The sequence below is a fragment of the Streptomyces luteogriseus genome, assembly GCF_014205055.1.
In the GTDB taxonomy this organism is placed as follows: domain Bacteria; phylum Actinomycetota; class Actinomycetes; order Streptomycetales; family Streptomycetaceae; genus Streptomyces; species Streptomyces luteogriseus.
Window position 1 is genome coordinate 645,071 of the sequence record NZ_JACHMS010000001.1, and the last position, 22,171, is coordinate 667,241.

The 22,171-nt window shown below is 66.9% G+C and carries 19 protein-coding genes and 4 pseudogenes; 13 read left to right on the top strand and 10 right to left on the bottom strand.

Features of this window, described 5'->3' with window-relative positions; translation table 11 throughout:
- Positions 1-160: 160 nt before the first annotated feature.
- The 4 genes and pseudogenes from BJ965_RS03015 to BJ965_RS03030 all read right to left on the bottom strand — a co-directional run.
- A pseudogene (locus BJ965_RS03015) lies at positions 161-505 on the bottom strand (ABC transporter permease subunit); the annotation flags it as partial.
- A gap of 275 nt (positions 506-780) precedes the next feature.
- Positions 781-1,242: an Lrp/AsnC family transcriptional regulator gene (locus BJ965_RS40060; protein WP_184907229.1), complete on the bottom strand. Its 462-nt coding sequence runs from the start codon at positions 1,240-1,242 to the stop codon at positions 781-783.
- Between the two features lie 224 nt (positions 1,243-1,466).
- Positions 1,467-2,606, bottom strand: coding sequence for an N-methyl-L-tryptophan oxidase (solA, locus tag BJ965_RS03025; RefSeq protein WP_313666689.1), 1,140 nt, complete (start codon positions 2,604-2,606; stop codon positions 1,467-1,469).
- A gap of 108 nt (positions 2,607-2,714) precedes the next feature.
- Positions 2,715-3,884, bottom strand: coding sequence for an ROK family transcriptional regulator (locus BJ965_RS03030; protein WP_184907231.1), 1,170 nt, complete (start codon positions 3,882-3,884; stop codon positions 2,715-2,717).
- Positions 3,885-4,030: 146 nt separating this feature from the next.
- Here BJ965_RS03030 and BJ965_RS03035 point away from each other — a divergent pair, with 146 nt between their 5' ends.
- On the top strand, positions 4,031-5,380 hold the full coding sequence (locus tag BJ965_RS03035) for an aspartate aminotransferase family protein (RefSeq protein ID WP_184907232.1): 1,350 nt from the start codon (positions 4,031-4,033) through the stop codon (positions 5,378-5,380).
- Between the two features lie 22 nt (positions 5,381-5,402).
- The gene (locus BJ965_RS03040; protein ID WP_246545826.1) at positions 5,403-6,482 is read left to right on the top strand and encodes a phosphotransferase; all 1,080 of its coding nucleotides are present in this window, start codon (positions 5,403-5,405) and stop codon (positions 6,480-6,482) included.
- Between the two features lie 252 nt (positions 6,483-6,734).
- Here BJ965_RS03040 and BJ965_RS39030 read toward each other — a convergent pair whose 3' ends face one another.
- The 5 genes from BJ965_RS39030 to BJ965_RS03070 all read right to left on the bottom strand — a co-directional run bounded on the left by BJ965_RS39030 (position 6,735) and on the right by BJ965_RS03070 (position 12,407).
- Positions 6,735-8,024 (bottom strand): aldehyde dehydrogenase family protein, encoded by a 1,290-nt coding sequence (locus BJ965_RS39030; protein WP_246545827.1) that lies wholly within the window; start codon positions 8,022-8,024, stop codon positions 6,735-6,737.
- A 425-nt stretch (positions 8,025-8,449) separates the two neighbouring features.
- Complete coding sequence (locus BJ965_RS03055; protein ID WP_184907233.1) at positions 8,450-9,184, bottom strand: SDR family NAD(P)-dependent oxidoreductase; 735 nt, start codon at positions 9,182-9,184, stop codon at positions 8,450-8,452.
- 75 nt (positions 9,185-9,259) lie between these two features.
- Positions 9,260-10,369, bottom strand: a complete 1,110-nt coding sequence (locus BJ965_RS03060) for an alanine racemase (RefSeq protein WP_184907234.1) — start codon at positions 10,367-10,369, stop codon at positions 9,260-9,262.
- Between the two features lie 124 nt (positions 10,370-10,493).
- On the bottom strand, positions 10,494-10,982 hold the full coding sequence (locus tag BJ965_RS03065) for a RidA family protein (RefSeq protein ID WP_184907235.1): 489 nt from the start codon (positions 10,980-10,982) through the stop codon (positions 10,494-10,496).
- 738 nt (positions 10,983-11,720) lie between these two features.
- Entirely contained in the window at positions 11,721-12,407 is a 687-nt protein-coding gene (locus BJ965_RS03070; RefSeq protein WP_184907236.1) for a GntR family transcriptional regulator, read from the bottom strand.
- A 257-nt stretch (positions 12,408-12,664) separates the two neighbouring features.
- Between BJ965_RS03070 and BJ965_RS03075 the strand changes: the two genes are divergently transcribed.
- The 9 genes and pseudogenes from BJ965_RS03075 (at position 12,665) to BJ965_RS39820 (ending at position 19,636) form a co-directional block, all read left to right on the top strand.
- Complete coding sequence (locus BJ965_RS03075) at positions 12,665-13,345, top strand: haloacid dehalogenase type II (protein WP_184907237.1); 681 nt, start codon at positions 12,665-12,667, stop codon at positions 13,343-13,345.
- 49 nt (positions 13,346-13,394) lie between these two features.
- Positions 13,395-13,880, top strand: a complete 486-nt coding sequence (locus BJ965_RS03080; RefSeq protein WP_184907238.1) for a RidA family protein — start codon at positions 13,395-13,397, stop codon at positions 13,878-13,880.
- A 221-nt stretch (positions 13,881-14,101) separates the two neighbouring features.
- Positions 14,102-14,233: pseudogene (locus BJ965_RS39035) on the top strand (SDR family oxidoreductase); the annotation flags it as partial.
- Between the two features lie 9 nt (positions 14,234-14,242).
- Positions 14,243-15,244: an NAD(P)/FAD-dependent oxidoreductase gene (locus tag BJ965_RS03090; protein ID WP_246545828.1), complete on the top strand. Its 1,002-nt coding sequence runs from the start codon at positions 14,243-14,245 to the stop codon at positions 15,242-15,244.
- A 44-nt stretch (positions 15,245-15,288) separates the two neighbouring features.
- Positions 15,289-15,648, top strand: a complete 360-nt coding sequence (locus BJ965_RS39040; RefSeq protein ID WP_246545829.1) for a hypothetical protein — start codon at positions 15,289-15,291, stop codon at positions 15,646-15,648.
- Between the two features lie 20 nt (positions 15,649-15,668).
- Complete coding sequence (gene solA / locus BJ965_RS03095; RefSeq protein ID WP_184907239.1) at positions 15,669-16,814, top strand: N-methyl-L-tryptophan oxidase; 1,146 nt, start codon at positions 15,669-15,671, stop codon at positions 16,812-16,814.
- A gap of 287 nt (positions 16,815-17,101) precedes the next feature.
- Positions 17,102-17,275: pseudogene (locus tag BJ965_RS03100) on the top strand (transposase); the annotation flags it as partial.
- 637 nt (positions 17,276-17,912) lie between these two features.
- Positions 17,913-19,349, top strand: coding sequence for a non-reducing end alpha-L-arabinofuranosidase family hydrolase (locus BJ965_RS03105; protein ID WP_184907240.1), 1,437 nt, complete (start codon positions 17,913-17,915; stop codon positions 19,347-19,349).
- Positions 19,350-19,507: 158 nt separating this feature from the next.
- Positions 19,508-19,636, top strand: a complete 129-nt coding sequence (locus BJ965_RS39820) for a hypothetical protein (RefSeq protein ID WP_281402480.1) — start codon at positions 19,508-19,510, stop codon at positions 19,634-19,636.
- Positions 19,637-19,657: 21 nt separating this feature from the next.
- Here the strand turns inward: BJ965_RS39820 and BJ965_RS03110 are convergent.
- A pseudogene (locus BJ965_RS03110) lies at positions 19,658-19,906 on the bottom strand (IS5/IS1182 family transposase); the annotation flags it as partial.
- Between the two features lie 141 nt (positions 19,907-20,047).
- Between BJ965_RS03110 and BJ965_RS03115 the strand changes: the two are divergent.
- Together BJ965_RS03115 and BJ965_RS03120 are read left to right on the top strand one after the other, a co-directional pair.
- Positions 20,048-20,896, top strand: a complete 849-nt coding sequence (locus tag BJ965_RS03115; protein WP_184907241.1) for an IS5 family transposase — start codon at positions 20,048-20,050, stop codon at positions 20,894-20,896.
- 280 nt (positions 20,897-21,176) lie between these two features.
- The gene (locus tag BJ965_RS03120; RefSeq protein WP_184907242.1) at positions 21,177-22,001 is read left to right on the top strand and encodes an IS5 family transposase; all 825 of its coding nucleotides are present in this window, start codon (positions 21,177-21,179) and stop codon (positions 21,999-22,001) included.
- Positions 22,002-22,171: the final 170 nt, after the last annotated feature.

Consider the following 22,171-nt stretch of genomic DNA (forward strand, 5'->3'; position numbering starts at 1 on the left):
ACCGCTGGAGCCGGAAGTCGATCGGCAGACCGACCATCGGCTGATGTGGCGGCGTCGTACAACCGACTGGGGTTCCGTTCGCCCGGCACTGACCTTGTCCTCCCCCTGCACACCTCTCCTACGGGACCGACGGGACACCGAACCCGGACTGACGTCGGACGGCGCACACATCGCGGCCGAGGGAGTCCGTACCCAGCGGGCGCGCGGCCGAGGGCGGGAGCAGTCGGGCCGCCGTGTCCACGTGCAGGGGGTCGCGGAGCAGTCCGGCGACGACCAGGATGAGGAGCGCGACGGCACGGGCTCCGGCCCAGCGGGTGGAGCGCCCTCGCGGGAGGGGCGGTGCGTGCAGGGCGGGCAGAGCCCCGTCCCGCAGAGCCGGACCGAGCAGCGCGCGGCGCAGGGCATGGATGAGGAGGCCGGCGACGACGCCGAGCAGGATGAGGGCCGGTGTCGCGGTCTGCAGGGCCGGGAGATCCTGGGCAGCCCGCCCAGCCAGTGCACGAGATGTGTGAACGGCCCCTCGGCCAGACCCAGTTGCTCCCGAACGGGGGCCGGCTGCTCGGGAGCTCGGAGCCTGGTCGGCGGAGCGGGCCCGCAGGAACGTCAGCGCGGGGTCGTTGCCGGACAGCCAGGGCACAAGCGCCCTTTCGCCTCCGCAGCGCAGAAGATCAGTCAGCAAGAGGTCCTGCGCAGCTGAGGCTGCCATCGCCCAATTCAGCGATGGAGCCGACCTCGTGGTCCAGCGCGGGCTGCTGGAAAGGGACGAGGCAAGAGCGCCGCTCACCCCCGTGCCGTAGAACTCCGCCCTCGTCGCGGGCGGTTGACGACACTGGACAGCGTGAGCGCCGTGACCGTGTCCCGTACGCCGGGCATCTTGGCGATGTCCTCCCAGATGCTCCGTACACGTTCGAGCGAGGCCGCCTCCAGACGCACCATGATGTCGAAGTCGCCGCTGAGGATCTCGCAGACAACGACCTCTGGAATGCGTTTGAGCGCGGCCAGGACGTCGCCGCCGCGCATGCGGTCCTGGCGGTAGACGAGGACCAGCGCCGAGGCGACATCGCCGGTGTCCTCGCCCGCGCGGACGATGGTGTATCCGGCGATGTGGCCCTGGCGCTCCAACCGTTCGACGCGCTGGCGTACCGCATTGCGGGACAGCAGCACCTTGCCGGCCAGCTCCGAGTGCGGCATGCGGGCGTTGTGGGTCAGCTCGGCGATGATCTTCTCGTCGACGGCGTCCACAGCGGACCATCTCCTTCGCTAATCGGTCGAGGTTGCAGACCTCCACGGCAAGCGGGGGTAAGTCTCCGGCACGTTCCGGCTTGGCTGGGCCACCTCACCGGGAGGCGTCGAACTGCTCGATCAGATATTCGCGCACGACCGCGATGCGGTCGGACATGGCCAAGGCGGCCGGGCTCGGCCGTCAGCGGGCCGATGGTCAGCGTCATGGCTTTCCTCGTTCGGGCTCAGGCCGCGGTGCGGCCGTGTGTGGTGATGAAGTCGATCGGCTGGGAGGTGCGGCCCTCAAGGGCGAGGTCCGCGGCGATGTCGCCCATGGCGGGCGAGATCTTGAAGCCCTGGCCGGAGAAGCCGGCCAGCAGGACGATGTCGTCGCAGCCCGGCAGGGGGCCGACCAGCGGGCGGGTGCTGTCGGTGTAGCCCTCCATGAAGACGGACAGGCGCACCGGATCGGGGTTCAGGCCGGGCAGGTGGCGTCGCACCGCCGTGGTGAAGGACTCCAGTTCCTCCGGTGCGACGGTCCGGTTCAGGCGGTTGGGGTCGTCCACGGGCTTGTGGTGGGGCTGGGGCAGGCCGAGCTTGACGGTCAGGCCGTCCGGGGACGGGATGCCGTAGAAGGGGGTGTCGCCGCAGCGGATGAAGGCTGGACGCTCGGCGTCTGCCGGGTGGTCCTCGTGGGGCAGGAACCAGGCGCTGATCGTGCGGTAGACGTTCACTTCCCACGGCAGGTCGGGCAGCAGGTCGCCCACCCAGGGGCCGGGGGTGACGACGGCGGCGTCGAAGCGCTCGGTGTCGGTGTCGGTGCGGATCTCCACGCCTCCCCCGGGGACAGGAGTGACTTCCCGCACCGGGGTGTAGCGGCGGATTTGGGCGCCCAGTTCCTCGGCGCGTCGGGCCGCGGTCTGGACCGTCAGCTCGGGGCGGACGAAGCCCGCGTGGGAGTCGAGGAGTACCAGGTCACCGTCATCGACACGGAACTGCGGGAAACGTTTCGTCATCGCCTCGGTGTCGATCACCTCGTGGTCGAGGCCGTGCTCGGCGATGCCGTCCATGACGGTACGCATCTCGGGATCGTCGGGCGGCCCCATGACCAGGGCTCCCGTCAGACGGCGCAGTTCCCGCCCGGTCTCCCCTTGCAGCTGCTTCCAGAGGGCGTCGGCGTGCCGGACGAGCGGCACATAGCGACCGTCGTGGGTCTGCACGCTGCGGAAGACCCGGGTCTCACCGCCTGCGGCGCTGCGGTCGTGGCCGGGCGCGAACCGGTCGTAGCCGACGACCTCGGCACCCCGTGCCGCCAGCCGCCAGGCAGCCTGGCTGCCCATCGTTCCCACGCCGACCACCGCGACGCGCTTCCTCGCAGCTGACACGAGACGTTCCTTTCGCATCGCCGACCCGCGGTGACTCGTACCACAATGTGGCATGCCGTGCTGTTATCTGGCATAGAGAATGGCAGCGGCCCAGGGGGGAGTCAAGAGTCAGAAGGCTGGTGCGGATCGCTCTGCAGGTTGGCTCTGCCGACGCGCCCCGAGGACAGCGTTCCGTAGCCGGTCCTGAACCAAGGCCAGGCCTGCGTACACCGCCCCTTGTGCCGTCGACAGACCGATCACCTGCGTCACCGCTTTGACCTCCGGCACCGCCGGAAGGCTCTGGTCCAGTCGTCTGCGCACCTCGGGAAGCACTTCTTCGACCAGCGGGCGCAATCGACCCACGAAGTAGACGGATTCAGGGTCCAGCGTCACGGCGACGACGCTGACAGCAGTCGCGATTGCCGTGGTGAACACTTCCAGCACCTCGGCGTGCGGCATCTCCTCGTGCGGTTCCAGCCAGAGGTCTTCTATGCGTTCCAGGTCGAGTCCGCGCCCACGAGCAAAGCGAAGAAGACCTCTTGTGCTCAGCAGCTCATCGAGGATTTCATCGTCAACCCCGGAGGAGAGCACACCAATGTCCCCGAAGGCAGGCGTCCGCCCGCGGGCGAGCTCGCGATCTGTGCAGCTGGCGAAGTTCAGGTTGGTGCTGAGGCTGAAGAGCGCGGCGTTCCTGACGGTGGCGTCGCTGGTGAGGATCCCGAGCAAGGACGCATTGGCGTCACTGTCGAGGAGCACGGGAGCATTGATCAGGTCTGCCATGGCTCGCTGAAGATCAGAGCCGACAAAGATCTTCATCGACTCCGCCGGGCCGAAGATCTCCTCGCCGTTCCGGACCCGGCCCGGCACCGCGGCGACGACCTGGCGCAGTGGCCCCTGCGCGGACTCACCGGCCTTCGCGATCATGCCGACCAGCCATTCGGCGCCGGCCCCGACCTCGTCGTGGTCCGCGGTGGGAACCGTCACATGGTGGATCTCGCGGCCCCGCAGATCGGTCACGAGGACACAAGTGGTCTGTGCTCCGAAGCCGATACCGACGACATGCCCGGTCGTGCCGGGCACGTCCAGATAGGTGGACCGCCTGCCGCGGCCGACAACCTCGTCGACTCCGCCGTCGATGACGAAGCCATCCGCCCGGAGCTCCTCTACGGCTCGGGACACCGTGGCCTTGCTCAAGCCCGTGAGCTCGATGAGCTCGTTTCGCGTCAACGGCGCCCGGGTCAGGACCACATCAAGGACCGAGGCCTTGTTGTAGTCGCGCGATGTGGGGTTGCTGGTCACCTCATGACCATAGCGAGCCCGATACGCCGAGCGAGCCGTGCCCGGGACCGTTTTTGTTTCAGATTGGAACTGAGACTAAAAATGGTAGGGTCACAGCGACGGCAGCGAGCAACTCCGACGGAACCAGGCCGAAAGGTGTGCCCACGATGACTTCGACGGTGAGTCGAGCCCTCGCCCACTACCCCAACCGGTTCGACCCGGGCGGACTGAGCGAACTCCCCGAACACCTCCAGGAGACCATCCGACGCCGGAACATGGTGCTCGGTCCTGGCTACACGCTCATCTACAAGGAGCCGGTCGAGTTCGTCTCCGGTCACGGAGCCCACCTGATCGACCGCGACGGCAACGACTACCTCGACGCGTACAACAACGTTCCGTGCGTCGGGCACGCCCACCCGCACGTGGCCGAGGCCGTCTCCCGCCAGATGGCCGCGGTCAACACCAACACCCGCTACGTCCAGGAGTCGCTGGTCGACTATGCGGAGCGGCTTCTCGCGACCTTCCCCGAGGAACTGTCAAAGCTGAGTCTCGCGTGCAGCGGGTCGGAGGCCAACGACCTCGCGGTGCGGGTGGCGAGGTTCCACACCGGCGGTGAGGGAATCATCGTGACCCGCTGGGCCTACCACGGCCTCACTCGTGAGGTGGCGAGCTTCTCGCCGACTCTGGGTAAAGGATCACCGCTGGGACCGAACGTCCGGCTCATCGATCCTCCTGACCCGCGCCTCGTCGCGCCCGGATCCACGCTCGCCGAGCACATGCGCAACCAGGTGCGCGGCGCGATCGACGACCTCGAGCGCCACGGTTTCCGGCTCGCGGCACTGATCACCGACTGCGCCTACTCCAGCGATGGGATCTTCACGGACCCGGTCGGTTACATGAAGGCCATGGTGGAGGAGGTACACGCGGCAGGCGGCGTCTACATCGCGGACGAGGTGCAGTCGGGATTCGCCCGGCTCGGGGAATCGATGTGGGGCTTCACCCGCCACGCCGTGCTGCCGGACATCGTCACCATGGGCAAGCCGATGGGCAACGGATTGCCGATCTCCGGTGTGGCTTTCCGCCCCGAGGCCTGCGAAGAGTTCGGACAGAACGTTCGCTACTTCAACACCTTTGCCGGCAGCTCGATCCCTGTGGCCGCCGGCGCCGCAGTCCTGGATGTCTTCGAGAACGAGAACGTGCAGCAGCGCGCTCTCGAGAACGGCACGGCTCTGCGCACAGGGCTCCAAGAGATCACGAAGGATTCCCCTTACGTCGCTGAGGTGCGCGGCAGCGGTCTCTACGTCGGTGTGGAACTCGTCAAGGACCGGAAGACGCTCGAGCCCGACCGCTCCCGTACCGAAGACGTCATCAACGACATGCGCGACCGTAGGATCCTCATCAGCGGCACGGGCAGGGCGGCGAACGTCCTGAAGATCCGCCCTCCGCTGGCCTTCACCTCCGCCGATGTGACCCGATTCCTGGAGACCTTCTCCGAGGTCGCGAAGGACCGTCTGTAGCAGGCCGGCCAAGGAACTGACCATGAACAACTCACCGGCAATGAAAATCGCTCAACGACTCTTCGAGGAGAGTGGCCTGGCATCGTCTCACGAGCCCATCGACGGCATGCTGGTGAGCGCCCTCCTTGAGAGGCGTTACCACGTCGGCGGACGTCTCGAGCGACTGGCGACGGAGAAGGATGACACGTTCAGGCTCAGGACCGGCTCGGACGACTACCTCGTGAAGGTCTCACCCCCTGACGAGGCAGAGATTGTTGTCGCTCTACAGACCGCCGTGATGCGTTTCCTCGAAGGCGCCGCTCCGGAAATGCCGGTCCAGCGGGTGAAGCTGACCGTCGACAGAGACGACCGCGTGGCCATCAAAACGAACGACGGCAGGACTCGAGTCCTGCGGGTGTTCGACTTCGTCGAAGGTACGGTCCTGGCACGAACGAATCCAACCGCGGAACAGCTCGCCAAGGTGGGCGAGATGCTGGGACGAGTCGACGTGGCGCTGAAAGTATTTGAGCACCCCGCGGACCGACGAGGGCTGGTATGGGACATTCGACATTTCCACCAGATGACCGGACTCGTCGAGCACACGCCGAATACCGAGCACCGTCAGTTGGCCCAAGAGGTCTTCCGGCTTTTCGACGGAGTCGTCGTCCCGAGGCTGAAGGATCTCGAAACGCAAGTGATCCACGGCGACTACAGCCCTTACAACGTTGTCGTGGATCCGCAGAGCGACGACTTTGTCACCGGCGTCATCGACTTCGGTGACACCATGCGCAGTGCCCTGATCTTCGACCCTGCTGTCTCCCTGGCGAACCTGCTCGGCCGGACGCCGGATCACCCCTGGCTGGATGCCCGCGCCTTCGTCGCCGGCTACGAACGGGCACGCCCTATCCAGGACTGGGAACTTCCGCTGCTGCCGATTGCCGCGCTGGCACGACTCACGCTGCGCGCCCTGATCACGAACTGGCGCGCGGAGCGCGTACCAGAACGGCGCGACTACCTCCTCGGCCACGCCAAGGACGACTGGATCAACGTCGGGCGGGCCATGGCCGTACCCCTGGACGACGTCGTTGCGCAACTCCGGGAAGGCCGTCATGACCTCGCCTGAACCAGGGGCCACCCGCCGGTCGTACGCAAGCTCGGCGGCGCCAGGCCCGAACAGGGCGTACTGAGGTCGAGACCCTCTCCCTGAAGCGGTCGTCCCGGTGACCAGGCCGGCGGTATCAAGCCGCCGCCGGAGACTGGCCACCCGGGCCGGAGTCGACCGCGCGCCGGTGGACGTCGCGGAACGGATCATCATCCCGGTCACTGCGTTGCCCGGCCTGCACGTGGGCGAGCCCTGCGCTGGAGTCCGCCTTGCTCAGGTGTTGAAGCCGGGCATGGACAGGTACTTGAGCTGCTGGTACTCGTGGAGGCCTTCGGGTCCGCCTTCGCGGCCCAGGCCGGACTGCTTGACCCCGCCGAAGGGTGCCGCGACCTCGGAGACCAGGCCGCGGTTGATGCCGACCATTCCGGCCTGCAAGCGGGCGGCGACCCGGCGGGCGCGGTCGATGTGGGACGTCATCACGTACGACGCGAGGCCGTGCTCGGTGTTGTTGGCCACAGTGATGGCCTCGGCCTCGGTGGAGAACCGGTGGATGGCGGCGACGGGTCCGAAGACCTCCTCGTGCATGATCGCGGCGTCGGCGGGGACGTGGTCCAGCACGGTGGGGGCGGCCCAGTGGCCCGGCCCGTCAGGGATGTCCGCCTTGCCCATGACGACGGCGCCCCGGGCCACGGCATCCTCGACGAGGTGGCGGACCTTGTCCACCGCACGGTGGTCGGCCAGCGGGCCGAGCTCGGTGTCCTCCAGGTCCGGGGAGCCGACCCGCTTCTCCAGGTCGGCGAGCCGGCCGTCCCAGACGGTGGACATCGTGACCTCCTGGCGGCTGAGCAGGACACCGGGGAGCGGGCCGCTGTCCCAGAACTTCTTGATGTCGCCCCGCAGCCGCGTCAGCACCTTGAAGGCCCGGTCCACATCCAGCGGATACAGCTTGTCCATCGGCACGCCGTCGGCCAGCAGCGCGAACTCCAACTCAGGCAGGTCACCGTCCGGGTTGCACATCGAACGGCCGCCCTTGAACGCCTTGGTGTCCCAGAAGTCCGCCCACGACTCCGGCTTCCTGCCCCCGAACGCGTCCGTGCGGTACCCGATGCACTGGCCGTAGAAGGCGTGGCTGATGGCGTGGTCGGTGATCTGGTTCTCGGGGATCTTCGCACTCTTCACGCTCTTGATCCGGTCGAGGTCCAGCGCCTCCAGCGCGTCCTGCTTCACGTACTTGGTGTGCGACATCATCGAGTTGTTGATGAGGTCACACTGCGGCCGACCCTGCTTGATCTGGGCCAGCAGCGGGGCGTCGTCCAGGTTCAGCACCTTCACCTGGATACCGGTCTCCTGCGTGAACGGCGTGTAGATCGCCTTCTGCAGAGCCGCACCATAGGAACCGCCACTGTCACGGACGACCACCGTCTTGCCGCCCTTGCCACCACTCCCACCGGCTGTCCGGTTGGAGCCGGTGCCGCAGGCGGAGAGGGAGGGAAGAGCGGCAAGGGCGGCCAGACCGCCTGCTCCTCGCAGGAGCGCTCTACGACCGATCTGGGCATCACTCATGGCAGTACTCCTCATTTGGGGACGCGTGGGACCAGCTGTGCGGGGGCTTTGCATCGCTGGCGGGGGGGTCGTTCAGGGCGGCGAACGCGGACAGGGCAGCGCCCGCTTGCCTTGCCGATCGCCGTGGGTGATCGGGTGGGTGGCGGTGGGGAAACCGGGGCCGGGACATGGGGTGACAAGCGGAGTGGGGGTGGTCCTCAGCAGAGCCGGAGCATGAGGGCTCTGCTGAGGGGTGCAACAGATCCTGGCCTGCGGCTGAGGGACGGGCCGAGCGGTCTACCGGCCCCGGCGTCGTTGCTCAGCAGGTGGCTTCGCGTAGGCCCCCCCGGAAGGCGATCGGGGCCGAGCATCGGCATCACGTCACGGTGACGTAGATCTTGCGCACGGTTTCGATTGCTTGCTGATGGTGGTGCCCAGCAGGGTGCTCAGCCGGCGGTGTACCCGCCGTCGACGGTCAGGACCGATCCGGTCACGTACGACGACTCCGACGATGCGAAGAAGAGCACCGCGTCAGCGACCTCTTCAGGGGTGGCGAGGCGTTGGAGCGGGATCGTGCTCTCGCGCTGGCGGCGGTAGCCCTCGGGGTCAGGCCTGCGCTGGAACGCCGCTTCGATGATCGGTGTGGCGGTCAGCCCCGGAGCGACGACGTTGACCCGGATGTTGCGCGGGGCCCATTCGATCGCGGCGCCCTTGGCGAGCATGATGAGGCCCCCCTTGGCGGCGGAGTACAGGACCTGCCCGGCCATGCCGACCATGCCCAGCCGTGAACTGACGCAGACGAACGAGCCGCCGGTCTCGGGCATCAGCGGGGCGAAGTGCTTCATGACCAGGAACGCGCTGAGCAGGTTGCTCTCGAGCACGTTCCTCGCGTCGTCGCAGGCCATCTCGGTGAGCGGACCGTCGGCCTGCAGGCCGTGGTTGAGGACGACGACGTCGACGGTGCCGAAGGACTCTGCGGCCTGCTTGGCCAGGTGCTCGACGAACGTCTCATCGTTGAGATCTCCGGGAACGTACAGGTCGTCGGGCCCAGCGCTGTCGAGCCGCTCCCTGCGGCCGCTGAGCAGGAGCCGCCCGCCCTCACGGCGGAAGTGGGAACTCACCGCCTGCCCTATGCCACTGCTGGCGCCTGTCACCAGGGATGTGACGTTCTTGAGTCTCATGTCAGGCACTCCTCTTGCGGGAGAGGTCGTCGGGGGTGGGGGCTTGGGAAGGACCGGGGTCTCGTTCCATGCCGGTCAGTTGAGGAATCCGCGGGCGTCGACCGGCCAGCGCTCCAGCGACGTGCCCGTGCTGTCGGTGACGATCAGTTCCTCGAAACCGAGGACGACGGGGCACACATGGTTGGGCACCACCGGTACGACGCTGCCGACGCGGGGGCGGAAGTCGCCGTCCGGCAGCGGGAGGAACCCGTGGTACTCGTTGACCTTGGACAGGACCGCCTTCGTGCCGGCGATGCCGCCGTAGCCGATCTCGGGGCTGCCTTCTTTGCTGAGGGCCTTGTTGCCCACATCGACGATGACCTGGTCGGGGACCCAGTCGCTCACCACGGTGCCGGCGACGAACAGCGCGATCTGGTCCTCCGTGCAGGAGCCCAGCCGGGCGTTGTTCAGATCGCCGAAGACGTACTCGCCGGGACGGATCTCGGTGATCACGCTGCTGCTGGTGGAGAACTCAAGAGTGGGCGTGGAGCCGGCGCTGACCACCTCTGCGGTGACCCCGACGCCTTCGAGGCTGCGTACCGCGGTGGTGAGTGCGGCTTCCTGGTCCTGCGCGGCACGCCGGCGAGCGTCCCGGTCGGCGCAGCCGTGACCGGGGTAAGTGAAGACGCCCGCCGGCACCAGACCGCGCTTGCGGGCGGCGAGCGCGAGGTCGCCCGCGAGCTCGGGCGGCGCCCCGGAACGGCGGGCGCCGCAGTCGACCTCGATCACGACCTGGAGGCGGTCCGGTTCGTCTCCCATCGCGTCGGCGAGGGCCTCGATCGCCGCGACGTTGTCGACGCCGACCCGCAGCCGGGCGGATTCGGCGAGCCGGCGGATCCGGGGCTTCTTCGATCCCGCGGCCCAGATCGGGTAGGCGAGGAAGATGTCGTCGAACCCGACCGCGGCGAAGACCTCGGCCTCACCGACGTTTCCCGCGGTGATGCCGACCGCGCCGGCCTCGATCTGGCGTCGTCCGATCTCCACGCACTTGTGTGTCTTGACGTGCGGCCTGACCTTGATGTTGTGCTGGTCGGCGAAGCTCTGTATGCGGTCGATGTTGCCCTGCATGACGTCGACGAGGACGATCGGCGCGGGGGTGTCGATCCGCTCGACCAGAGCGTCGAGTGCTCGTTGCAGCTGGTTCACGCTGCCCTCCTTGTGGTTCTGCCTGGAACGATCGAGGGGCGCGGGTGGCTGACTCCCCCTGGATGCCGAAGGCGCGTGCCCCGCGATGTCACGCGCGCTCGGGTACACCGCCGTTAGGGCCGCCCTACGCAGCGGTGATGACCATCTGGATCTCTACGGGACTGTTGAGCGGCAGCCCGGCGACACCGATCGCGGTGCGGGCGTGCCGTCCGTTCTCGCCCAGTACCTCGATGAGCAGTTCACTGGCCGCGTTGGCGACCTGCGACTGCTCACCGAAGTCCGGCGTACTGGCCACGAAGACCAGCATCTGCACGATCCGGACCCGGTCCAGATCGCCCACCGCCTGCACAGCGGCGGCGAGCGCGTTGAGCGCGGCATGGCGCGCGAGCTCCTGCGCGGCCTCCAGCTCCACGTCCCGGCCGACGACACCCTGACCAAGCAGGTCACCGTCCCGGTAAGGCAGTTGGCCCGAAATGTAGATGCTGGAGCCCACCGTCCGGTGGTGCACGTAGTACGGGTTCTCCCGGAGTTCGGGAAGGGCCAGCCCCAGGGCCTGCAGCCGATCGGAAGCCGAGTCGGTGTTCGCTGCCGAAGTCTCATGAATCTTGATCATCTGTACTCGGCTCTCCTCTCGAGCAATGGTGGTGACAAAACCTCTTATGGTGGCTTAAAACCGTCAGCCTATTGTCGTTTGTCGACCATATGGCCGCCTGTCGAGCACTGTCAATACGAACTTCAGCCTCGAACGCGGCCGCAGAATCAGTTTCGAGAGTGCGATGTGGCGGCGTAGCGGCCGCTCAGGGAAGCCCCTAGCGGCGTGAGACGCCAGGCGAGTTGGGGGCTTACCGAGTGCCTACGGGCACTCGCGGGCCAGGAGGGACGCCGGCCCTTCACCGTGGCCACGAAAGAGGCCCGGACGCCGCACCAGTGTGCGGGGCGGCATCCGGGCAGGTCGAGAACGGGGCGCTCGGACTGGCAGCGCGTTCGGCGACCGATGATGCGGTGCGACAAGCGCACCATGCGGGTCAGTGAAGACTGAGATTCGATCGCGATCGCATGACCGGTGCGCGAAGAGTGACCGGTCAGCGCTTGTCGATCAACGGTTACGCATGCGCCTCACCAGCCGCGACCGGCCGTGACTGCCACCACCCCTGACCGAGTCGACGGAAGCCGACCGATCGCGGCACGACAGGAGGCACCCAGGACTCGGCACAACCGCTCGATCCGGCATGCGCCCACCGGCGGACCCTTCACCGACGCCCTGCCCGTGGTCACACACCTCGATCACCGAACGCGGCGGCGTCGACGCCGCGGCGAGCGGGCTTGGATGTTTCACGCAGGCGGCAAGGCCTCAGACATGCCGGGACGTACGCTCCCCCGGATCTTCGGCCTGGTCCCCGAGCCCCATGGGGAAATGGGCAGCCAGTTCCTGACGGAACGCGTCGGTGTCGCCGCCCAGGGCAACGGCGGCCAACCTCTCGTGCTCGACGACCAGTTGCTGCGGGTCGTCGCTGTAGGTGCGGTGGTCGACGCTGAGGTGGAGGCGCAGCTTGGTCTCCCAGCCGTTCCAGAGACTCTGCAGGACGCCGTGACCCGAGAGATCGTAGAAGAGCCTGTGGAATCGGAGGTGCGCGTCGATGCTGGCCGGGATGTCGTCCTTCTCCATGGCCCGGCGGAGATCCTCGACGGTTTGCAGCAACTGGGGCCGCTCCGGACCGCGCAGCGCTTCGGCCGAGAGCTCGGCGGCGTACGGCTCGACGCGCAGCCGGACCGAGTCGATCTCGGCGACCTCCCGAGCGCTCACCTCCACGACGAACGCCCCACGGTAGGGGATCTTCACGACGAGGCCTTCCTCCTCCAGCTTGGTCAGCGCCTCGCGCAGCGGGGACCGGCTGATGCCGAGATCCGCGGCGATGTGCGCCTCGCGCAGCTGGCCACCAGGAGGCACGGTCCCATCAAGGATGGCGGCACGCAGTGTGCGGTAGACGCCTTCAGGCGTCGTCGTCCGCTGCTCCTGCCACTCGAACTTGTGGTCCACCCCGTGGCCCTCCCTCAGTGATTGCCGACCACTTGGTCGTTTGTCGACTATACCTCCGCCGGTTGCATCAACGTCATTGACGTGGGCTGCACCGCTGGATCACCTCATGCGGGCGGAAGGGGTCAGCGCCGCCCTACCCAAGACGCTCCTCTGACACCGTTGACAACTCAGCCACATTTGGTCGACAATCGACCAAGTAGATGGTCGACAATCGACCGACGCACCAGATTGCTCCACCTAAGCACACAGGAGGACCAGTGGCATTCGACATCAAGCCCAAGTTCGCGACGTTCGACATGAACGGAACGCTGATCAAGTTCAGCATCAACGACACGATGCGCGAGATCCTGGGTGACCGGCTGCCGGCCGAGGTCGCCGATGAGTACCTGCGGATCTGCAAGGCGTACCGGATCGACGAGTGCACGGGCGCGTACCAGCCGTTTCACCAGGTTGTCGCGCGCTCCATGGAACGCGCCTCGCGCAGCATCGGTCTCGAGTACCGCGAGGACGAGGCGCGGGCGGTGTACGAGCGCATCCCCACCTGGGGCCCGCACCCCGGTGTCACCGAGGCGCTGAACCGCCTGGCCGAGGAGGTCCCGCTGGTCATCATCACGAACAGCGACACCGCACACGCCGTGCGCCTGGCGGAGAACCTCAAGGCCCCCTTCGAGGTCATCATCAGCGCCGAGGAGATGGGTGTCTACAAGCCGCGACTGTACGCGTTCGAGTACATGTTCGGCAGGCTCGGCGTGACACCCGACGAGCTCGTGCACGTCTCCGCGAGCCCGATGTACGACCTGCGCTCCGCGGCCATCATGGGCATCGAGAACAAGGTGTACGTCGACCGCGGCTGGGAGCACGACGAGCACTGGCTCGGCTACGAGCGGATCACCGACATCGCCGACCTCCCGGTCCTCTTCGGCCTGCCCCGTCCCTGACGCCCGAGCGGAGAACCGAGAACGTGATGCGCAGCAAGGCGGTGACGGCATGAGTCAGCCCCTGCCTCAAACCGTCAAGGGCGACTCGGCTGCAGAGAGGCTCCGAGCCCTAGGACTGAAGCTACCCGTCCTCGCCGACAGCGTGTACCTCGTGCCCCACCGGACGGTGGGGTCCGCCATCCACCTCTCCGGCCAACTGCCTTACCGGGACGGTGAGCTGCTGGGTCAGGGTGTCGTCGGCCGGGACGTGGAGCTGGAGGCCGCGCAGGAGCTCGCGCGCCATGCCGCGCTCAACGCGCTCGCCGCCGCTGTGCAGGCGGTGGGCGATCTGGACCGGGTCCGGATCGTGCAGATGCTGGTCTTCGTGGCCAGTACGCCGGACTTCGGTGAGCAGTCGCAGGTCGCCAACGCGGCCAGTGAACTGCTCATCGAGGTACTGGGCGAGAACGGACGGCACGCCCGCACCGCGATCGGTGTCGCCGGGCTGCCGCTCAACAGTCCCGTAGAGATCCAGATCATCTGCACTGCCGTGTAGCGGCGCGTATCCAAGCGCCGATGGTGCCGGTCGACGTGATGCGGGAACCATCAGCCGTGTGCAGGACTTCGGCGCCGAGCACAGCCTCGACTCCAGGCCATACGTCACGGCGCACATTTCAAGGCCTCCTTCCAGCGCAGGCCCGCGGCCCCGAGCCGCCCATCCGCGGGCGTGGGGGCCTCGGTGCCGGCGCCGGCACCCGCTCAGGCACCTCGCCACTCCCCGAGGAGATCGCCGCCGCCGTCCACTTCGTCGCGTCGTCCGAGTCCTTGTACATCACCGGGGCGACGCTCCCCGTCGACGGCGGCTTCACCGCCTTCCAGCACCGGCCCATGGTTCCCAGAGACAGATGAAGGACACACATGAACGCGCTCGCGGCACCACCCCGAAACGGAGAACTCGGCTTCTGGGTGGCCCAACTGGCCGACAGGAAGCCGTCATTCCCTCGTTTCACCGGTCAGGACTTCGTCGACGTGGCCATTGTCGGCGGCGGCTACACCGGACTGTGGGCGGCGTATTTCGCCAAGAAGCTCGAACCGTCCCTCTCCGTCGCCGTCTTCGAGGCCGAACAGATCGGCTACGGCGCATCGGGGCGCAACGGTGGCTGGCTCTCGGCGATGCCTCCGGGAAACCGTGCCACCTTCGCCCGCGCCGGCGGAGGGCTGGAAGCGAGCCGGGCACTCCAGCAGGAGTTCGTCGCCGGCGTCGACGCGGTCCTGGACATCCTTGAGGCCGAGGGGATCGATGCAGATCAGCACAAGGGGGGAGCGCTCGTCGCCGCCCACACTCGGGCGGGGCTGGGCCGGCTGGTCACCAGGCGTGACGCCGACCTGAAGTACGGGCTGACCGACGACGAAGTCCACCTGTTCGACCGGGACGAGTTCCAATCCCGGATCAACATCTCCACCGTCCACGGCGGGCTCTTCTACAAGCACTGCGCGCGGATTCACCCCGCGAAGCTCGTCTACGGCCTCGCCGACACCCTGACCTCCATGGGGGTGAGTATCTACGAGGGCAGCCGCGTGGACAGTGTCGGGGGGGAAGACCCTCACCCTGGCCGACGGGCGTGTCACCGCGGCGAAGACGTTCATCTGCACCGAAGGCTATTCGGGGCAGCTGCTGGGTCGCCGGAGCCTGATCCCGGTCAATTCATCGATGATCGTGACCAAGCCCCTGCCAGAGGAGGCGTGGCAGCAGATCGGCTGGGACGGGCCCCAGTGCCTCAACGACTCCGCTCACACGTTCATCTACTCCCAGCGGACGTCGGACGGCCGTATCGCCATGGGGGGGCCGTGGTGTCCCCTACGTCTTCGGGTCCGGCACGGGGGGAGCCGGTGCGACCGCCCAGTCCACCATCGACCTGATCTCGCACAAGCTCAGTTCCTTCTTCCCGGGCATCCCCTTCGAGGTGGACCACGCCTGGTCGGGAGTCCTGGGCGTCACACGTGACTGGAACGGCGGCGTGCACTGGGACCCGGCGTCCGGGATCGGATCGTCCACCGGCTACGCGGGACACGGCGTCACGTCGGCCTACGTCGGCGGCAGGACTCTCGTGGAGCTCGCCTTCGAGAAGGAAACCGAACGGACCACGCTTCCCTGGGTGGGCTACCGGGCGCCGAAGTGGGAACCGGAGCCGATCCGCTGGCTGGGTGTTCACGCCATGTACCGGCTCTTCGGTATCGCGGACCAGTGGGAAGAGCGCAGGGGCTCCAGCAAGACCTCACTCCTGGCCCGATTCGGCAGCCGCCTCGCCGGACTTCACGAGTAGACGAAAAGGAAACCGCTCTCATGGACGCAAAACTGGCAGTCATCGGCCTGGGCAGCATCGGGAGCATGGCCCTGTGGCAGGCCTCCCGGCTGTCCGGCTCGGTGGTGGGCTTCGAGGCAGCCACTCCTGCCCACGGCCGCAGTGCGGTGGGCGGGGACACGCGCCTGTTCCGCATGATCTACCTCGGCAGGCCCGAGTACTACCCCATCATCGAACGCTCCCGTGGCCTGTGGGCCGAGCTCGAAGCGGAAACCGGGCAGGACATCCTCACCACTACCGGCGGCCTGTCCATCGGAACCGCGAACGGCAGCTACATCAACAGCCTCATCAAGGCAACACGCATCACCGGAGCCGAGCACAGCGTCCTCAGCCGGGAGGAGTTGGCCGAACGCTACCCGCAGCACAACCTCCGCCCCGACGACTGCGCCGTCCATGACCCCCACGGCGGCGTTCTGCGCACCGACCGCGCCGTCAGCGCCGCCGTCGCGGCGGCCCGAGCCAACGGCGCCACCGTCCTGCAGAACACCCCCGTCGACAGCATCACCGAAACCGACCACGGCGTCGTCGTCACCTCGGGCGACAGAACCTGGACGTTCGAAAAGGTCATCGTCGCCTCGGGCGGCTGGTCCCGAAGGCTCATGCCCGACCACCTCAAGGCCGTCACAGAAGCCCATCGGATCGTCCTGACCTGGTTCATCGCCCAGGACGGCACGCAGTTCTCTCCGGAGAACTTCCCCGCCTTCAGCCGGTGGTACGAGGATCGCTCCATGTACGGCGCACCCGCCGTCGACGGCGTGACGGTCAAGGCATCGGTGGACGGACCGCTGGCCGGGCGCGCACGGGCAACCCCCGACCCGGACGCCGTGCCCAGGGAACTCACCCGGGAAGAAATCGAAAAGGTCACCGAGATCGTCACCGAGTTCTTCCCCGGCCTGATCCCCACCATCGCGCGCTCCGACGCCTTCCCCGACCTGTTCACCGAGGACAGGCATCCCCTCCTCGGCTGGCTGGACGAGAACAGCAGGATCTACTGTGCCACCGGGTTCTCCGGAAAGGGCTTCAAAATGGCCACCGGCTATGGCCACATCGCCGCACACGAGGCGCTCGGCAAACAGACCATGGAAGGCCTGGACTTCGTACGGCCGGACCGGTTCAAGACCAGGTAGCCCACCCACGTCTGCCATCTGCTGAACGGTCCACCCGTGAAGACACTCGGTCTTGCGCTGATCCGGAGGACCGGAAACGGGAAAGCACTCGTAGCGGCGGTGCGAGGACTCGACGGGGTGCGGTTCCACGGCATCACGCCCATGGCACAGGTGTTGCTGATGGCGGCGAAGGCCAGTGCGCCGCCGACGAACGCGGACAGTGCCTGCAGGCCGGGGACGGCGAAGCTGCCGAGGCCGCCGACCAGGACAGAGCGTGTCTCTTTGATAGGTTGGTCAGTTGATCGGATGTGTCTGTCCGATTAGTGATCACCGGTGCGATGTGGGACCGGATCGAACCTCCGATGCCGGCCGATCCGGCCCGTGGGCGACGGTGGGCTGACCATCGCCGGACCCTTAAGGCTATTGCGTGGAAGTACCGCACCTGCTCACCCTGGCGCGACCTGCCCAGCACTGCGGGTGCGGACGCCGACGATCCCCCCCCCGTGGTGCTGGTCGGTGGCGTGGTGCCGGTCGGCGCGGTAGGCAGCCACCGCCCGGTCCGGGACGTCGCCGTCAACAGCCCCCGGCACACACCCGATCGCCGCCGACGACGGTGTACGCCGCCACCCGAGCATGTGACGGCCCACAGCGAGGGCCCGTGAACGGCCCACCCGAAGCCCTCGCACCCCGCTCGGCGAGTTCTCGACGCCCCCCGGCGCCGCAGACGACCGCCGCAGGCACACGTCGACCGGAGCGGCGTCAGTGAGTGTCACCGGCCCCGCCGCGAGCGCGGGTTGGGCACCGAGCCGAACCGGAGGCTCAGGTGAGTGACCTGGCCGGGGTCCGTAATGATCACCAAGCCCGTGCCCGCACCGCTACCTGCCCCTCAGTCAAAGACCCGCACAACCACGGGACTTGAAGCCGCTGGTTTCAGCTTGCGAACGTTTCTGCCCACGAATTGTGCGAGAAGTATTGACGTCATTCATGGGATGTCTAGCATTCCCACGATCGATACTTCGACCCCTGTTCGACATAACGAACAAGCCGCACTGTACCGGCAGCCGGACAGCCCCTGAGGGGCCAAACCGGAGTCGCTTGCTCAAGGATGACGAGGTCCTTATGCACAGACGTAGTTTCAGCCTCAGACGCGCGTCGGCGGTGCTCGCCGCCGTGGTTGCGGCCCTGGCCGCGTTGGCGGCGCTGCTCGTCGCCGGCCCGGCTCAGGCGGCCACCACCAGCGACGTGCGCGGTGTTGATTCCGGCCGGTGTCTCGATGTGGAGGGCTTCAGCCAGACCGACGGCGCGAACGTGCACATCTGGGACTGCCACGGTGGAGTCAACCAGCGGTGGACGTTGACGGACGGCAACCAGCTGACGGTGTACGGCAACAAGTGCCTGGATGTCCGGGGCGGCGCCACCACGTCCGGGAGCCCGGTGCAGATCTGGACGTGCAACGGCAGTGACAACCAGCAGTGGCGGGTGAACCCCGACGGCACGATCGTCGGCGTGCGGTCGGGGCTGTGCCTGGAGGTCTCGGGCTGGGGTAAGGCCAACGGCACGGGGGTGCAGATCTGGTCGTGCCACGGCGGCACCAACCAGAAGTGGACCGGCCTGTCCGGGACGGGCAACACGTGCGCTCTTCCGTCGACCTACCGCTGGACATCGACCGGCCCGCTGGCGCAGCCGGCGAACGGGCAGGTCGCACTGAAGGACTTCACCACCACCACGTACAACGGCAAGCACCTGGTCTATGCGACCACCTCCAACGGAACGGCGTGGGGCTCGACGATGTTCAGTCCCTTCACGAACTGGTCGGACATGGGGTCGGCCACCCAGACCCCGATGAACGAGTCCGCGGTGGCGCCCGAACTGTTCTACTTCGCGCCCAAGAACATCTGGGTGATGGTGTCCCAGTGGAGCCAGTGGCCGCTCTACTACCGCACGTCCAGCGACCCCACCAACCCCAACGGCTGGTCCGCCAAGCAGCCGCTGTTCACCGGCACCCTCCCCCAGAACCCCGATCCGAACCGGAAGGATGCCCCGATCGACCCGACCATGATCGCCGACGACCAGAACATGTACCTGTTCTTCGCCGCTGACAACGGCAGCATCTACCGGGCGAGCATGCCGATCGGGAACTTCCCCAGCAGCTTCGGCTCCTCGTTCACGACGGTCATGAGCGACACGGAGAAGAACCTGTTCGAGGCGCCGGAGGTCTACAAGGTCAAGGGCCAGAACCAGTACCTCATGATCGTCGAGGCTCGGGGTGCCAATGAGCAGCGCTTCTTCCGCTCGTTCACGGCCTCCAGCCTGAACGGTCCGTGGACCCCGCAGGCCGCCACCGAAAGCAACCCCTTCGCCGGCAAGGCCAACAGCAACGCCACCTGGACCAACGACATCAGCCATGGTGACCTGGTGCGCGACAACCCCGACCAGACCATGACCATCGACCCCTGCAACCTGCAGCTCCTCTACCAGGGGAGGAACCCCTCCTCGGACGGCGCCGAGTACCTGACACTGCCGTACCGGCCGGGCCTGCTCACCCTGCAGCGCTGACTCGCCTGATCCACGGTGATCGCGATGGGGTGCGGTCCGCCGACACGTAGACGAGCTGTCTACGGCGTGCGCAACTCCACCCGCTGACCGATACTCACCACCTTGAGGAACCCCGGCCGCGCGTCGGCTGGGGTTCCTCTCGTTCGTGGACTCTCATCGTGGGTACGCTTCTGGCCGTGCACGTCCACCAGCGGAATCTCTTCAATGGGGACCGGCGGGAGGACAACGTTCTGGCCGGCATCTTTGACGGAGATCAGAACCGGCTCGTCGTCCACGCGCTGGCCTGACGAATCCTTCGGACGCCTTGCTCAGCGCCGGGTCCAGATGAAGATTGCAGCAAGGTGGAGTGCGGCCTGGTATGCGATGGCGAGCTTGTCCGTCCGCATTGCGAGGCCGCGCCACTGCTTGAGTCGGGCGATGCACCGCTCGACTGTATTGCGCTCCTTGTATGTCTCGGCGTCGAAGCCGGGCGGGCGGCCTCCGGCTCGGCCTCGCCGCAGACGGTGGCCGATCTGGTCGGCGGGCTGCGGGATGACCGCGCGGATGCCGCGTCGACGTTTCGGTACTCACGGACAATCGCCATGAAGTCATGGGCGTCCGTCTGGATCCGTCCTCGATCTAAGAGGGCATCTGATCTCGGTAGTTGGCGTTCTGGGATGTTTTTGTGACTGGCGCAGTGGGTGGTCGTTGCATGGGACGTGAGTGTTCGTCGTCCGTACCGCAGTGATGTGTCCGACGCCCGCTGGGCCTTGATCGAGCCGGTCTTCACCGCTTGGCGGGCGAGACGGACCGGACCCGGCACGGCAGCTCGGGTGCACGACCTACGAGAGATCGTCAACGCGATCCTCTACGTCAACCGCACCGGAATTCCGTGGGAGTACCTGCCGCACGACTTCCCGCTCCACAAGACCGTCTACGACTACTACGCGAAGTGGGAAGCCCACGGCACCACCCAGCAGGTCCACGACCTGTTACGCGACAAGACCCGCCGATTCCACGGCCGTCGTGCTGAGCCGACCGCGGCTGTGGTGGACGCTCAGAGCGTGAAGACCTCGGCAAACGTCGCGGAGACCAGCCAGGGCATCGACGCCGGCAAGAAGATCAAAGGGCGCAAGCGGCACCTGATCACCGACACGCTCGGCCTGGTCTTGGCCGTCCTCGTCACTGCCGCGAACGTGCAGGACACCACCGGCAAGCTCCTGCTCGAGGACCTGGCCGCGACACATCCCAGCGTGACCAAGGTCTGGGCCGACGGCGGTTACCAGAACAGCACCTTCAACCACGGCGCCGGACTGGGCATCGATGTCGAGGTGGTGCACCGGCCAGGGGCGAAGGGGTTTGAGCCGCGGCCGAAACGGTGGGTGATCGAGCGGACCTTCGGCTGGCTGATGCAACACCGCCGCCTGGCGCGGGACTACGAAGCACTCCCGCAGAGATCGAGGGCGATGATCCACTGGGCCATGGCTAACAAAATGTCCCGCGAGCTGACCGGAGAATCTGCACCAACCTGGCGAATCGAAACGGACATCCCGCTCACAACAACATGAACGCTGATCAGATGCTCTCTTAGTGAGCGTTTGATACGCCTATTGGGCGGTTCATAGTGATTTGTCAGCGACCCGGCGTGAGCACCGAACCAAGCGATCCGCCGGAAATACGGCTTCTGCGGCAATCAGCAGACCAGTTATGCGCCGGGTTCCTTACCAAAGCTCCTGTCTCATTCAGAAACTTACCGGTTCACCCGAGATCGAGAACGCACGCCCCGATGCACCCAACGCCCCCGCCCACGCCCTGCTCAGACCGGCCGCCACCGCATACCCAGGCATCATGCAGCCCTCACGGCCCTACCCCAGCGACCTGTCCGACGCCCGCTGGGAACTCATCCGCCCCACCCTCGAAGCCTGGCGCCAAGCCCGCTACGGCATCCGCAAACCCACCCACGACCTACGCGCCCTGATGAACGCCATCCTCTACGTCGACCGCACCGGCATCCCCTGGCGCTACCTGCCCCACGACTTCCCACCCCACCAGACCGTCTACGGCTACTTCGCCCACTGGGAAGCCGACGGCATCTTTGACCAGCTCACCGGCCTCTTACGCGGCAAAATCCGCCAGGCCGAAGGCCGCACCAACGAGCCCAGCGCCTGCCTGATCGACAGCCAGAGCATCAAAACCTCCGCCACCGTCCCCCTGACCAGCCAAGGCATCGACCCCGCCAAGAAAATCATCGGACGCAAACGGCACATCGTCACCGACACGCTCGGCCTCCTACTGGCCGTGGCCGTCACCGCCGCCAGCGTCCACGACTCCGCCGCCGGCACCCAACTCCTGACCAAAATCCGCGAGCGCCACCCCACCATCACCAAAGCCTGGGGCGACAACGGCTACAAGACCAAAGCCATCGAACAAGCCGCCCACCTCGGCATCGACCTCGAAATCGTCCAACGCGACCCCACCACCCGCGGCTTCCGCGTCCAGCCCCGCCGCTGGGTCATCGAACGCACCCTCGGCTGGCTCATGCACCACCGCCGCCTGGCCCGCGACTACGAAACCCACCCCCACCGCTCAGCGGCCATGATCCAACTCGCCGCCATCAACCTCATGACCCGCCGCCTCACCCACGAAAACACCACCAACTGGCGCGACAGCTAAGCCAAATGAAACGGACAACTGAGAACCAAACGCTCACTTAGAGTGGTCTGCGCTGCTTGTTGGCGGAGACGGCGCGGCAGTGCGGTGCGATCCCGACTGCCTCGGCGGGGTCGCGGGTGGGTTGTGGCCAGTTCCGGTGCGGGATGCGTTTGAGTTTGTAGTTGGACATC